Genomic DNA, 13,627 nt, shown 5'->3' on the forward strand with positions numbered 1-13,627 from the left:
CCTAGAACCTGGCAATCTTTTTCAGAAGTGACGAAAGCAGCGATTGGCTGCGATGAGGCTCCAGGCGAGGTTCCTCAGCTTTCCGGTTGATGGTGCGACTGAGGCCCGCCGCTTTGGCTGCACTGTAGATTTGATAGATTTCGCTGGCCGGCACCTTCAGTAACCTAGAGGCAAAGAACACTGAGGTCGGATGTTTTGAGAGCAGTGCCAGGATTCTGAAACTGTTGGGGGTATGGGGTAGGCGGGTCAGGTTAGGCCAGTAATCCAGTTGAATCACGTCGGCCTGGTTACAGCCTTCCATTAGTCTACCCTCGGAAACGTGAAACGCAGCTTGCCACATCAGCTCATCGATATTTCGCCCAATCCTGGAGTCCGGAGGGGGTTGATGGTCCCCTGTGTCAAGAATCCTCACGCGACAGTTATCCGGGCTCTGGCAGAGTAATGCGGGCAGATCCGGGCTATCTGTAAAATACTCTCCGCGGCTGCTCATTATCGTCAGGCTGCCAATACTCCCGCTGCTTACGCGAATATCCTGATTGTTGGCAACTGCCCGTTGCAGAGTATTGAGAAGATAGTCGTCTGGACTGAAATAAGTGGCTGCTACAGAGGCATCCGGGGATTTGTTATTGAGAGTCTGTGCGTCCATACGCAGTGAATGTCCGGGTTGAGTTTTGTTGTTGGCTACAGGCCAGCTTTATTGGGCCTTAACTGGGCAATTGGTCTGGCTGTTCAATACGAAGGCTGACTCTTTGGGAATGCTCCAGGCAATGGTATTACAGTACCTTAGGTAGCATCTAAAAGGTGCGTAATATACGACATGTCTTGTTTGGCAACATTTGTGCCGGAATTTGTTGCCAAATGTAAAACTTTGTTTTGCGCTGGCGTTTTAGAATTTTGTTCCTAGAATTCTCGTGAACGTCTTAATAACCTTTTTTTTGTAAGGTTATTTTCCGGACTTCTGGATCTTACCTTATTTCCGTCCGTTATCAAGGAAGGCTTCGCTGACAGCATGAAGATGCATAACCACCTGTATCAGGATCAGGAATCACTGTTGACGTTTGTCAGCGATCACGATCTCGCCTATCAGGCTGGTTTAGTGCAGGTATTTGCTGGTGATCAGGACGAAGCTGGCGTCAGGACACTTCTGAGCAGACTCAATGACCTGCTCCCGGATTTTCGAATGATTGGGGCGTCGACCTGTGGCGAGATTGTCGACGGTAGTCAGTCGGAAGGCCGTATTCTGCTGTCTTTCTCCTGTTTTGAGGCGACGACGGTCGAAACTGGCTATACGCCGGATGTGTCCTATGAAAGTGGACAGGCCTGGGCGCGGCGATATCGAGACAGTGACGCCCGCCTCGTGATCATCTTTGGCAACGGTCTGAGGGACAATCCGGAAGATTTTATTAAAGGCTTCAACGCTGCTGCGCCCGGGTTGTGTGTTGCCGGGGGGAACGCTGGAGACAACAACCGGTTTGAGCACACTTTTGTTATTGAAGCTGACCGGCTGTATGACGAAGGGGTGGTGCTGGCGGTTCTCAAGAGCGAGGCGCTGGAAGTCCATAGCGACTGTGTTCTCGAATGGACGCCTATCGGTATACCTCTGGAAGTCACTCGTGCCAAGGGTAATGTTCTCTATGAACTGAATGACCAGCCTGTGGTGGAAGTTTACCAATACTACCTTGGCGAGGATGTTGCGCTGGACATTCCGCGGACGCTGATGGAGTTTCCCCTGCTGCGCACCCAGGGAGATTTTCTGGTGGCTCGGTCGCCGGTAGGGATCACCGATGACGGGGGATTGATATTTGCCGGTAAGTTGGAGTGTGGAGAGTGTGTTCGGTTCGGGGTGGCCGATGTTGAAACAATTACCGATGGTGTTCGTAATACCGTTAACCGGATTTCCGAGCAATTCCCTATCGAGGGAGTCTATACCTATTCTTGCACGGCGCGCCGATCCTTTCTCGCATCAATCATCTCGGCGGAGATCGCCACAATTGGCTCACTGGGCCCCAACGCAGGATTCTTTACTTATGGCGAATACTTTCATTCGGGAGCCGATTGCAGTCTGCTGAATATCACCACCACACTGGTCACACTCTCTGAAAAGGGTGAAGTCTCGAGGCGCGCAGGCAGAGAATTGTCGGTATCCATCCCGCGGGTTTCAACACTCCGTTCGCTTACGCACCTGGCAAATGCCACAGCCAGGGATCTGACCAACTCGGTCCAGTTTCTGGAGCAGTACAAGCATGCGCTTGATCAGACTGCAATCGTGACCAGGACCGACCCGGCAGGCAGGATTACCTATGTAAACGAACTGTTTGAAATCATCAGTGGTTTTCCGAAAGACGAAGTGATCGGCAAGACCCATCAGATTTTGCGTCACCCGGATATGCCGGCGAGTGTATTTCGTGATTTGTGGAACACCATTTTGAACCGGCAGGTCTGGCAGGGCACCCTCAAGAATCGCAAAAAAAATGGCGATTCCTACTATGTAGACACCACGATTGTTCCGATTGTGGACCACGAGGGTGAGATTGAGGAGTTCATCAGTATTCGTAACGACATTACCGAGATCATCCTGAACCAGAGCAAGCTGGCGCAGCAGCGAACCGACAAGCTGACGGGGCTGCCAAGCCGGGCGCGGCTCATAGAAGATCTGGAACGGCTGCAACCTTTGCAGTTAGCACTGGTGGACGTCAGAAGTTTCAAGTCATTCAACGATTACTACGGCATTGCAATGGGGGACCGTATTCTTGTGGAGCTGGCTGCCGAATTGGAGGAGCGCTGTGCCACGTATGGTATTGCGGTATACCGCCTCCATGGTGCGCACTTTGCCTTGTTGCCGGACAGTTCTATGAGCTATGAGAGCTTTTGCAGCCATATTTCTGAGTTGGCAACCCGGCTACAGGGTAAACCCCTTGCTGTAAATAACGAATACTTTGACATGGATTTCTTCTTCGGTATCGGGCGTGGAGAGGATCGCCTGTTAACGTTTGCGGAGTCGGCGCTACAAAAAGCAAAGCAGGATAATATCACTCACAAGGTCGTGGATTTGAGCGAGGAAGACTTCGATCACACCGAGAATATCTACTGGTTGAATGAGATCAAGGAGGCTCTCCAGGAGAATCGACTCACCAGTTTCTACCAGCCAATTGTGTCAGGCAGCGGCGGGGCGGTGAAAGATCGGTACGAATCCTTGTTACGGATGATTGGCCGCAATGGGGAGGTCATTCCGCCATTGCACTTTCTCGACCTGGCGAAACAGTCCCGCTATTACCCCCAGATAACCAAAAAGGTTATCTCTGATGCAATTTCCCTTGCGTCCTCCCGGAATCTTTCTATCAGTGTCAATCTCTCAGCCAAGGATATGGAAAATCCGGACATCTCGGCCTTTATTCTGCAGCAGCTTTCGCTCCATGGTGGCCACAACCTGATTTTTGAGATTACGGAAACGGAATCAATTCAGGATTATTCAAAGGTCAAGCAGTTTGTGGAAGGTGTACGCGCCAGGAATTCGAAAATTGCAATTGATGATTTTGGCAGCGGCTATTCCAACTATTCCTATCTGATCGAAATTCAGCCCGACTTTATCAAGATCGATGGTTCAATCATCTCCCGAATACTGGAGGATGAGAAGAGCCGTTTGATCACTGAGAGCATCGTTGAATTTGCCCACAAGATTGATGCAAAGGTGGTTGCGGAGTTTGTGAGCAGCGAGGATATTGCCGATTTACTGCAGGAGATGAAAGTGGATTATTTTCAGGGTTTCCATTTCGGAAAGCCGGAGGTGCTTCCGGATTTGTCCGACTAGCCTGGGCCTGAAAACAGGGGGCTCACGCCCCCTCTTCAGACAGTTCTGCTCCCTGGAACTTTTTGCCGGTCTTACACTCCAGCCAGAGCGATTAAGTATTGATCACCTGGTCGATCTTGGCGGCACACTTGCGCGCTTCAAGGAACACCCTACCGAGATTTATCGTCGGTTTGGCGGCCAGAGCGAGAACCTTGTCGTCGCCGGCCCGGATCAGAAGCATCAATCCCTGTGTTCCCTCCACCAATAATTGCTTCATTTGACCGCGACCGATCTCGTCGGACGCCTGCTCGGCCAAGGCCAGCAGTGAAGCGCACATGGCGGAAAAACGATCTTCATCAGTCGTGGTGCCCAGAACAGCACCAATGATGTAACCATCTGTCGTCATGGTGGCGGACGCTTCAATTTCCGAGGAGTAAGCATTGAGCTCCCGGAGAATGGAGCGGGCGGCACTGGCTTTTGGATGGGACTGACCAAAATCACCCATGGTGTTCATCCTTCCTGTTCAAAAAACCCTCGCAGTGAACCGGAGTTCAGGCTTTGGGTCAATTGTCGCTATGTAACGGTTACAGAGCGGCTTCCACCTTGGGTAGTGCAGCGCGGGCTTTGGTTAAGACCATGCCGAGGTTGGCGGATTTACGGCACACAAATGTAACCACGTGATTCTGATTCTCTTTGGTACGCATGAAAATGTGAATCAGATTCTCACTGTTAACGATAATTTCCTGAAAGTAATGGAAATCATCCAGTGGAAGGCCTCGGGATTTCTTGAACATGTTCTCGATGGTCACAACGTTCGGGCCCTGGAACAGGTCAGCAGTCGCAGCTGCCAGCATTTCGAGGACTTCCTGAGGATGTGAGTCAACGGTTTTGATGCCAAGAAGCATCCCACTGCTGAGATCCACATAACCACCTGCCAGGCACTCCGGAATAGTGGAGATAGCCTGCTGAATAGTATTATCAAGGTTCGACATTAATAACTCCGGATTTTCATTATTGATTGATGCAGGTCAGTTTTTTAGCCTGCTTGTAGTTTTTCGCCTGGCTAAGAACCGGGCGTATCTTTCTAGAAACTCAGCCTGGACTTCGGATTGCACCCAGCCAGGCTCCATCTGGCGGACCGTCTCAAGTGCGTCCAATGCCTCTTTGCCTTCCCAGATCAGGTAGGCCGCGAGAATTGTTCCCGTGCGTCCCAGGCCTGCCCCGCAGTGAATGGCAACAATGCCGCCGCTGTTGGTGATTTCCTGAATTTGTTTGCACAAACCCACTGCTTGAGTGATTGCAGGGGCTGCCATGTCCCTGAAAGGGCACCAGATACTTTCGACTCCAATCCCGGAGAGTCTGGTTGTCTCAGGGAGTGTCTCGGTAAGGCTGATCAGAGTGGTGACCCCTACCCGCTGCAGGGCCCTCAGGTCATCTTCGAGATCGTCCAAGAGTCCTGGACTCGACATGCCGGCCAACTGCCCCTTTTTCAGCCAGAGAAAACCCCGAGGTCCGAAGTTGTCACTGGCGTAATCCTTGGCATCAGCCGGTGTTTTTGCCGGGGCAGGAGTTGAGACATCCAGAATATCGGGGTCGGTGTCAGGCGAGGGAACCGAGCACGACCCGGTACGAACAAAGGAGCGCCCCGGATCAGTCATCGGAGTGCTAAAGAAGGTATCTGTCCGAGCCTTCTCCTGGACAATGCCGCCAGCGATCAATAAGGTCTCTCCACCCAGTCGTCGGGCGTGGATCTGGTTGTGTACGGCCATAAATATAGAGCGCGTGGCACTTTTCATGGCAATGAAGCCGAGTAATCGATCAGCTTCGGCTTCGGAGATGTCAGCCGAGGGTTCATCAAGCATTAGAAGAGGGGCACCTGTTGCTGCCAGCCGCATGATGCCAAGGTGACGTTGCTGGGCCAGCTCAAGATGTATGACTGGCTCATCAATCCGGTCGACGAGTTCCTGAAGTCCAGCTGATTCCAGCATGGTTACGGCAAGTTCTCTTTGCTGCATTGGGGACAGGTGCCGTCGCCCGGGCATGTCATGAACGATGTTTTCCAGGATGCTGGCCATCATCAGACGGGCATTCTGTGCGGCAAGGACAGGACGTTCTGTAGAGGCACCCATGGGTTTGCCACGATAGCTGGCTTGCCCCCAGGTTCTCAGGTTTGGGTTGGGATCGTTGAATCCCGCGAGTGTTCGTAACAGGGTTGATTTGCCCGTACCGCTGGGCCCAAGCAGCAGCGTAACGCCGGACTCTGGCAATTCCAGATTAATGTCGGCGAGTATGGTTTTTTCTCCGAAGGCGACTCCGAATCCGGATAGCGAGAGCAAGGGTGCTGATCGGCCGTGACCGGGAACATCCAGCACCTCATTAATGGCTCTATCGGGCATGATCTACTCTTTGCAATTGCTGATTTACGCTGTATCCGGATCGGAAAGTCAGGCCTTGAAACCGTTCAAACCCTGACCGGAGCTTGGCAGGCTTTTCTGCGTAATAGGGTACTGGTCTGTATGCCAGTCGGAGGACGCCAAATTTTCGCCATCTCGTTCGGAAGAGCGAAATGGTCTGACTTTTCTTTCACTGAGTTGATTAAAATCAAGGCGCAGTTTAGTGATCCTTAAGTTTATGCACAAGTAGAATAAGTAGCTTAAATCGACACTTAATTATTAAGTCGAACGTTTAGGTGGGCTTGAGAAGGAGTGGTGACAATGACCTTTGCGGTGGATGATACTGCCCTGTGAAGGGTAAACGGGGCGCCCGGGATGTGGCGCCCTGCTGAGTTACTGGACTGTTTCCTGCTCGCTGAAAATGCCCGCGAACAGGGCCGTTGACAAATACCGCTCCGCCGAATCCGGCAGCACCACCACGATGTTCTTGCCCTGGTACTCCGGCTGTTTGCTGATGCGAACGGCGGCGGCTACGGCGGCGCCACAGGAAATCCCGCACAGGATGCCTTCCTCCTGCATGAGCCGATGGGCCATGTCCATGGCTTCGTCATTGGATACAGCTTCGACCTGGTCCACCAGGTCGAGATCCAGATTCTTGGGTACGAAGCCGGCGCCGATGCCCTGGATCTTGTGGGGCGCGGGCTTGGGTTCTTCGCCGTTCAGGGTCTGGGTGATGATCGGTGAGTCGGTGGGTTCCACGGCGACCACGGTGATGTCCTTGCCCCTGGTGCCCTTGATGTAGCGGGCCACACCGGTGAGGGTGCCACCGGTGCCAACACCGGATACGAAGATGTCTACTTCGCCGTCGGTGTCGTTCCAGATTTCCGGGCCGGTGGTGTCCTCGTGGATACGGGGGTTGGCCGGGTTCTGGAATTGCTGGGGCAGGAAATGGTTGTCCGGGTCGGAGGAGAAGATTTCCTCGGCCTTGGCGATGGCGCCGGGCATGCCCTTGGCCGGCTCGGTCAGCACCAGCTCGGCGCCCAGGGCCTTGAGTACTTTACGGCGTTCCAGGCTCATGGACGCGGGCATGGTCAGGATCAGCTTGTAGCCACGGGCGGCGGCGACAAAAGCCAGGGCGATGCCGGTGTTACCGCTGGTGGGCTCGACGATGGTCATGCCGGGTTTCAGGGTGCCGCGTTTTTCGGCATCCCAGATCATGGCCGCGCCGATCCGGCATTTCACCGAGTAGGCCGGGTTGCGGCCCTCGATCTTGGCCCAGATGGTGGCGCCGTCGTTGACGCGGTTGAGTTTGACGAGCGGCGTATTGCCGATGGACAGGGAATTGTCCTGATAGATTCGTGCCATGGCGTTATCCTCCTTTTTGAGGCCATCATAGCACCGGTCAGCCGGCCGTGGGGCCGTCGCCGCCCGTCGTTTGGTCAGCCCAGTTCGCTGTTGAGCCAGGCCGAGAGCTGGGCGCCGGGCATGGCGCCGCTCTTGCGGGCAATCTCGCGGCCGCCCCGGAACAGGATCAGGGTGGGAATGCTGCGGATGCCATACTGGCTGGAGGCCTGCGGAGCCTGTTCGGTATTGAGCTTGGCAAAGGCGACTTGACCGGCCCAGTTGCGGGCGGCCTGCTCGAATTCCGGCGCCATGGCCTTGCATGGGCCACACCAGCTGGCCCAGAAATCGACGAGTACGGGCAGGTCGGACTGCCCGGTAAAGCTGGCCATGGAGGCATCGTCGAGATTGGCGACATCGCCGTTCAGCAATGGCCTCTTGCAGGCGCCACAGTTGGGTTTGTCACCAAGGCGGGCGACCGGTACGCGGTTGGCCCTCAGGCAATGGGGACACTTGATCTGGAGTGGATCAGACATCAGGAACTCCTCGGAGAATGGATCTGTTTATCAGATAGTAGCCCCGATGCCTGAATTCAAGCCCGGCTCATTGATTGACTTCACGCCCGGTGTAATAGGAAAAGTCCGGCTTATGCGGGTGGTGCTGGTCGTCGGTCATGTAGGCGGAGGTGAGCACAAACTCGGCGGTAGCCCGGTTGCAGGCCACGGGAATGTTCCAGAGGGCGGCAATCCGCAACAGGGCCTTGATGTCCGGGTCGTGGGGCTGGGGTTCCAGTGGGTCCCAGAAAAACACCAGCAGGTCGATCTCGCCCTCGGCGATCTTGGCGCCGATCTGCTGGTCACCGCCCAGCGGGCCGCTCAGCAGGCAGTTGAGATCGTCCCGTCCGAGGCTCTCCCGCAACAGCCTTCCGGTGGTACCGGTGGCATAGAGGCGCAGGGGCGCGAGCCGGGTCCGGTTCTCGTTGGCCCACTCCACCAGTTCCTTCTTCTTGTTGTCGTGCGCCACCAGGGCGACGGATTTTACGGCCATTTGCGGTAAAGTCTCCTGTTATGGATCAAGATTGGTTGTCAGTGTTCCACAGCCTGACGCCGGACGAAATAGGAAAGAGGGTTTATGAGCACTACGCAGTTTGACTGGCAACACACACCGGCGGCCGTCTGGCGCCGCCACCGCTCGGGTCTGCGGGCGATCCGGCGGCTGGACCCGATCAGCTGGAACGATCTCAAGGGCATCGACCGGCAGAAGCAGGCGCTGGCCCGCAATACTGAACGCTTCCTGGCCAGTGAGCCCTCGAACAACGCCCTGCTCTGGGGCTCCCGGGGCACCGGCAAGTCCTCGCTGATCAAGGCCCTGCTGAACCGCTATGGGGACCAGGGGCTGCGCATGATCGAGGTCGACAAGGACGACCTGGTGAACCTGCCGGAGATCGTCGATGATATCTGTGATTTGCCCTTTCGCTTCGTCATCTTCTGCGACGACCTGTCGTTTGACGTGGGGGAATCCGGCTACAAGGCCCTGAAGAGTGTCCTGGAAGGCTCCCTGGAGCTGCCGCCGGAAAATGTCCGGGTGTATGCCACCTCAAACCGCCGGCACCTGATGCCGGAGTTCATGAGCGACAATCTCAAGAGCGAGGTGCGGGACGGCGAACTGCATCCGGCGGAGGCGATTGAGGAACAGGTGTCCCTGGCGGACCGGTTCGGCCTGCAGCTGTCGTTCTACCCGTTCGCTAAGGATGTGTACCTGCAAGCCATTGATGCCCTCTTCCCCGAGGTTCCGGACCGGGAAGCACTGCACCTGGAAGCCATCCGCTTTGCCACCAGCAAAGGCGTGCGCAACGGGCGTACTGCCCAGCAGTTTTTCCGGCAAGTGGCCGGAGACCGCCGGTTCCGTTGAGCTGGCTACTGCCGCCTGGCCATCTTGATGAAGTGGTGATGGACGATACGGATACCCAGGAACACCAGGGCCATGACCACCGGGATAGCAATGCCCAGCACCAGGGTCTTGTTGAACATCACACCACTGTCGTAGAGCGCGTCCAGCCCCAGTTTGAGCAGGCCGATCAGGTAGTAGGAGATGGCCACCACGGAGAAGCCTTCCACCGTGTGCTGCATCATCAGCTGAATCCGTGATCGGCGGTCCATGGAACTGAGCAATTGCTGGTTCTGGCTCTGGATCGCCAGCTCCACCCGGGTGCGCATCATGTCCGAGGCCCGGTCCACGCGCCGGCTCAGGTCTTCCACCCGCTCGCTCACCGCCTCGCAGGTTTTCACCGCCGGCGTCAACCGCCGGGTCATGAACTCGGTCATGGTGAGGTGGCCGGAAAGCTCGTCTTCCCGCAATTCCTCCAGCCGGGTCAGCACCAGACGGTGGTAGGCCCGGGTAGCGGAGAAGCGGAAGGTGGAGTGGGCGCGGAACGCCTCGATCCGGGCGGCGATGTTGCTGAGCTCTCCCAGCAGCCTCTGCTCGTCCACCTCCTGATTGTCGGCCAGGGCCTGGGTGATGATCGCCAGCTTCTGGTCCATGTCGTTCAGCGAGGGTGTGATTTCCCGGGCCACAGGCAGGGCCAGCAGGGACATCAGCCGGTAGGTCTCGATTTCCATCAAGCGCTGGGTGAGTCGGCCCAGCTGACTGTTGGACATGTGGTGGTTCTGGACCATGAACCGGCCAAAACCATCGCTGTGCAGCTTGAAGGTGCCCCAGATTCTGGCTGCGCCTTCCTGGGGACTGCTGCCCACCAGGCGCAAGCCCTCGAAATGCTGGCGCACGAAGGCCAGGTCGCTGGCGGCATCGTGAGATGAGGGGCGAATATCCACGTGGAAGGCGGCAATCACGGTGCCCGCCAATTGCTCCAGCCAGCCCTCCGGCAAGGGCGTGATCCCCGTTTCGGTGAAGGGATCGGCGCTGCTTTCGGCAAGGTTCGTAAAGGTATAGGAGGCGAACTCCATGTGCATTTCCCGGCGCACCTTCAGGGTGCCAAAGGTTTGCTCGAAACAGCCGACTTCCTCCTCGGGAACCGGGTAGCCCAGCAGTCGGTGGAGTTCCTGCAGATGCCGGAACTGCTCCCGGCGCTGCTCCGGTGTGGTCAGGATCGCCATCTGGGTTACCCGCGCAGGCGTGGGCAGCACCTGGAAGGGACGGGAGTGAAGTTCATTGTACAGCTCATCCCGCAGGGGATGGATGTCGAGATGTTCCAGTCGTGTGCTCACAGCAGAATCCGGGCTTATCTGGGCTTGACCGGGATGATAACCCGGAAACGAACCCCGTCAATGCCACCATGGGTCTCATTGGCTGCTTCGACCCGGCCACCATGGTACTCGGCAATCAGTCGCACGATCAGCAGTCCCTGGCCGAGATGGCCCTCCCCGCTGCCTTCCCGATGAGACACGAAGGCGCCGAAGATGTCAGCGGAGCCATCCTCCGGCAGGGCCGAGCCCTGGTTGAACACGGACAGTTCCAGATGCTCCGGGTGCTGCGCCAGGGCGACCTCGATCAGCCCATGCTCTGGGGTGAAGTCCCGGGCGTTGTCCACCAGCTTGTCCAGCAACTGCACCATGTGTTCCGGGGAACCGGTCAGGTTACAGCCACGGTCGGGACCCACGTACCGGATCTCATGGGTGCTGTCGAGGCCCTGGTAAGCAGCCGTGGCCCCGGCGGCCACTTCAGCCAGGTCAAAGGGTTCCCTGTCGGCCTGGTCGAAGCTCTGTTCCAGCCGCGCCGCTTCGCTCATGCCGTGGAGGATCTGGCGCAGGCGTTCCGTGGCCGTTGAAGCGCGCTCCAGGTACTGCTGGCGCTCCGCCTCCGATTGGGCATGGGCGAGGTTCTCCAGGGAAGAGCGTACGATCGCGACGGGGGTCTTCAGCTCGTGGGATAGCCGGCGGGAAAAACTCTCGAGATAGCGGTTATAGCCATGCAGCCGTTCCACCATCTGGGCAAAGTGGGCCTGCAGCTGGCCCAGCTCGTCGCGGCTGGCGGTAGTCGGCATAGTGCCGCTGATCCGGCCGTCTTCGTCGACGGTGGCGCTCACCAGCCGCTGCAGACGGGCAATGCGCCAGGATAACCAGCTGGCATAGCCGAGCAGAACCAGGGTCAGGGCAACGATGATCAGGGTGCTGCGGGCAATCACGGAACCCAGGGTGGAGCCGGAAAGGGTCAGTAGCTGATCGAGGGATTGTTCCAGGATGAGGGTCCGGTCGCCGAAAACCGGCTTGGTGACCAGCAGCCATCGGCTGTCATCCGGGTGCCGGAAAAGGCCCTGGTCCGGCAGGGAGCTGGCCTCCAGTTGGCGCGCCTGGTCAGGGAGGAGTCCGGGTTCTGGTTGGTAGAACTGGACCAGGTAACGCAGGACGTTGAGGCTGATTTGCTCAAGCACTTGCACGGGGCTGAGGCTGTCGAATTCCGGTGCTGCATCATTGCCCGGCTTTCGGGCTTCTGCAATCACCCAGCCGCCCGGTTCGACAATCCGGACCTGTTGGCCTGTGTCGAGCTGCTGTTCCAGTCGCCGTTCCAGTGCCGGTCGCGGCCCCACCAGTACCGGCAGTGGCTCAAGAGAGGTTGCCAATGGGTTCTCTCCGTCCCGGTGCGCGGAAAACCCTAGCCGGCTGTTGTCCGGTGGTTGTGGTAACTGGAGTTCCAGCTGCCAGCCTTCCCCGTGTTCCTGCCACGCCCCTTTGAGGCGGTAGTCCGGACGGGGCTCTTTGGTGTCGGTCTGGCCATAGAGCTCGCCGGGTGCCGACGGACGAATCAGCCAGGCCTGGCGCGCCGGGGACTGGTCCACCGTGGTGGCGGGTGCCTGAAGCCAGAGTTTCAGGTAATCGTGGGGCTGTTCTGGGGCCGCGGGGCTGAAGAACCGGGACTGGCGCCCGCTCAGGCGGATCAGCAGATACAGGTATTGGCCATTGCTGGCCGCCTGCCACTGCAGTTGCAGGCCGTCTTCGGTCCGGGTGCCTTGCCAGGGCTGGGACGCGGCAGTGTCGTCATAGCCGGGCCATTCGGAACCATAGCCGTCCGGGGTGAAGGGCTGGTTCAGGGGCGCAATATAGATGACCGGCGCCTCGGCGGGGATGGCCGGCTCGCCCAGCAGCCGGTCTCCGGCCAGTTCGGCCAGTTGTCCGGCACGGGAGTCCAGTTGTCGGATCGCCTGTTCCCGAAGCGCTGTATCCAGTTCGAGCACGAATTTCAGGCCCGCCCAGGGAATGAGCAGCATCAGCAGGCTGGCAACAAGGAGCTGGCGCTTGAGGTTCAAGGGTCAGACCTCATGGGCGTTCCAGCGATAGCCCATGCCGTAGGCGGTCTGGATGCCATCGAACCGGTCGTCCACCTGCTGGAATTTTCGGCGGATGCGCTTGATATGGGAGGTCACGGTGTTGTCATCGAGCACGGTGCTGGCAGCGTCCATCAGCTGATCCCGGCTACGGACATGGCCGGGGTGTCGGACCAGTGAGTGCAGCATCCAGAATTCGGTGACGGTCAGGTCAATGGGCTGGTCGTTCCAGGCCACAGTCATCCGGTCCACGTTCAGGGTGAGTCGGCCCCGCCGGAGCATCTCGTCCGGTTTCTGCAACGCCTCGGCCCAGGCATCGGCCCGGCGCAGCAGTGCGGTGATCCGGGCCAGCAGATGATCGATGCTCATGTCCTTCGTCACGTAATCATCGGCGCCCAGCCGAAGGCCGTGAACCGTGTCGATGTCGCTGTCCCGCGCCGTCAGGAAGATGATCGGCAGGGTCATCGACAGCTGCCTGAGATCCTGGCACAGCAGGAAACCGCCTTCGGGCTCATCGCCAAGCCCGACATCGATGATGGCAAGGTCCGGCAACTCCTGCTGCAGCGCCTGGTAGGCAGATGTCCGGTCCCCGTAGGCCGAGACCCGGTAGCCACGGCGCTCGAAGGCGGCCCGGTAGTTGTCCCGGATCGCCGGTTCGTCTTCGATCAGCACAAGGTGTTTCTTCATGGTTATCGACCGGTTGCCTGCATGGAGTCCCTATTTAACCATGGCAACCGGTCAGGACAAGGTCCAGGGCCCTGTTGCCATAATTGATCATTATTCGTCGCCGTATTGTCGCACTCTGCCACGGCCTGCACCTTTCGGGCT

12 protein-coding genes are annotated in these 13,627 nt (G+C 57.6%); 2 read left to right on the forward strand and 10 right to left on the reverse strand.

What is annotated here, in order from left to right:
• Position 1: 1 nt before the first annotated feature.
• Entirely contained in the window at positions 2–646 is a 645-nt protein-coding gene (locus ACESMW_RS05080; RefSeq protein WP_372985973.1) for a hypothetical protein, read from the reverse strand.
• A 363-nt stretch (positions 647–1,009) separates the two neighbouring features.
• Between ACESMW_RS05080 and ACESMW_RS05085 the strand changes: the two genes are divergently transcribed.
• Positions 1,010–3,808, forward strand: a complete 2,799-nt coding sequence (locus tag ACESMW_RS05085) for an EAL domain-containing protein (protein ID WP_372985974.1) — start codon at positions 1,010–1,012, stop codon at positions 3,806–3,808.
• Positions 3,809–3,899: 91 nt separating this feature from the next.
• Here ACESMW_RS05085 and ACESMW_RS05090 read toward each other — a convergent pair whose 3' ends face one another.
• From ACESMW_RS05090 to ACESMW_RS05115, 6 genes are all read right to left on the reverse strand, one after another.
• Positions 3,900–4,292 (reverse strand): roadblock/LC7 domain-containing protein, encoded by a 393-nt coding sequence (locus tag ACESMW_RS05090; protein WP_372985975.1) that lies wholly within the window; start codon positions 4,290–4,292, stop codon positions 3,900–3,902.
• A 79-nt stretch (positions 4,293–4,371) separates the two neighbouring features.
• Complete coding sequence (locus tag ACESMW_RS05095) at positions 4,372–4,779, reverse strand: hypothetical protein (RefSeq protein ID WP_273168229.1); 408 nt, start codon at positions 4,777–4,779, stop codon at positions 4,372–4,374.
• Between the two features lie 36 nt (positions 4,780–4,815).
• Positions 4,816–6,183, reverse strand: a complete 1,368-nt coding sequence (locus ACESMW_RS05100; protein WP_372985976.1) for an ATP-binding cassette domain-containing protein — start codon at positions 6,181–6,183, stop codon at positions 4,816–4,818.
• Between the two features lie 390 nt (positions 6,184–6,573).
• Positions 6,574–7,545, reverse strand: coding sequence for a cysteine synthase A (gene cysK / locus ACESMW_RS05105; RefSeq protein WP_372985977.1), 972 nt, complete (start codon positions 7,543–7,545; stop codon positions 6,574–6,576).
• A 74-nt stretch (positions 7,546–7,619) separates the two neighbouring features.
• Positions 7,620–8,057, reverse strand: a complete 438-nt coding sequence (gene trxC, locus ACESMW_RS05110) for a thioredoxin TrxC (protein ID WP_372985978.1) — start codon at positions 8,055–8,057, stop codon at positions 7,620–7,622.
• 67 nt (positions 8,058–8,124) lie between these two features.
• A complete protein-coding gene (locus tag ACESMW_RS05115; protein ID WP_372985979.1) occupies positions 8,125–8,568 on the reverse strand; it encodes a methylglyoxal synthase in 444 nt (147 codons plus the stop codon).
• Between the two features lie 84 nt (positions 8,569–8,652).
• On the opposite strand from ACESMW_RS05115, the gene ACESMW_RS05120 reads away from it, so the two are divergent.
• The gene (locus tag ACESMW_RS05120) at positions 8,653–9,432 is read left to right on the forward strand and encodes an ATP-binding protein (protein WP_372985980.1); all 780 of its coding nucleotides are present in this window, start codon (positions 8,653–8,655) and stop codon (positions 9,430–9,432) included.
• Between the two features lie 5 nt (positions 9,433–9,437).
• Here the strand turns inward: ACESMW_RS05120 and ACESMW_RS05125 are convergent, their stop codons facing one another.
• From ACESMW_RS05125 to pdsR, 3 genes are read right to left on the reverse strand one after another with little or no spacing between them, the layout of a single operon-like run.
• A complete protein-coding gene (locus tag ACESMW_RS05125) occupies positions 9,438–10,745 on the reverse strand; it encodes a DUF3422 family protein (protein WP_372985981.1) in 1,308 nt (435 codons plus the stop codon).
• A 14-nt stretch (positions 10,746–10,759) separates the two neighbouring features.
• Positions 10,760–12,781, reverse strand: coding sequence for an ATP-binding protein (locus ACESMW_RS05130; protein ID WP_372985982.1), 2,022 nt, complete (start codon positions 12,779–12,781; stop codon positions 10,760–10,762).
• Positions 12,782–12,784: 3 nt separating this feature from the next.
• A complete protein-coding gene (pdsR, locus tag ACESMW_RS05135) occupies positions 12,785–13,486 on the reverse strand; it encodes a proteobacterial dedicated sortase system response regulator (RefSeq protein ID WP_372985983.1) in 702 nt (233 codons plus the stop codon).
• Between the last annotated feature and the right edge of the window lie 141 nt (positions 13,487–13,627).

The sequence above is a fragment of the Marinobacter sp. genome (assembly GCF_041690455.1).
GTDB lineage: Bacteria > Pseudomonadota > Gammaproteobacteria > Pseudomonadales > Oleiphilaceae > Marinobacter.

Excerpts from the sequence above, each read along its gene's own strand:
- ACESMW_RS05115 (WP_372985979.1), bottom strand. The coding sequence starts at position 8,568 with ATGGCCGTAAAATCCGTCGCCCTGGTGGCGCACGACAACAAGAAGAAG.
- trxC (WP_372985978.1), bottom strand. The coding sequence starts at position 8,057 with ATGTCTGATCCACTCCAGATCAAGTGTCCCCATTGCCTGAGGGCCAAC.
- ACESMW_RS05090 (WP_372985975.1), bottom strand. The coding sequence starts at position 4,292 with ATGGGTGATTTTGGTCAGTCCCATCCAAAAGCCAGTGCCGCCCGCTCC.
- ACESMW_RS05095 (WP_273168229.1), bottom strand. The coding sequence starts at position 4,779 with ATGTCGAACCTTGATAATACTATTCAGCAGGCTATCTCCACTATTCCG.
- ACESMW_RS05085 (WP_372985974.1), top strand. The coding sequence starts at position 1,010 with ATGAAGATGCATAACCACCTGTATCAGGATCAGGAATCACTGTTGACG.
- pdsR (WP_372985983.1), bottom strand. The coding sequence starts at position 13,486 with ATGAAGAAACACCTTGTGCTGATCGAAGACGAACCGGCGATCCGGGAC.
- cysK (WP_372985977.1), bottom strand. The coding sequence starts at position 7,545 with ATGGCACGAATCTATCAGGACAATTCCCTGTCCATCGGCAATACGCCG.
- ACESMW_RS05120 (WP_372985980.1), top strand. The coding sequence starts at position 8,653 with ATGAGCACTACGCAGTTTGACTGGCAACACACACCGGCGGCCGTCTGG.
- ACESMW_RS05080 (WP_372985973.1), bottom strand. The coding sequence starts at position 646 with ATGGACGCACAGACTCTCAATAACAAATCCCCGGATGCCTCTGTAGCA.
- ACESMW_RS05100 (WP_372985976.1), bottom strand. The coding sequence starts at position 6,183 with ATGCCCGATAGAGCCATTAATGAGGTGCTGGATGTTCCCGGTCACGGC.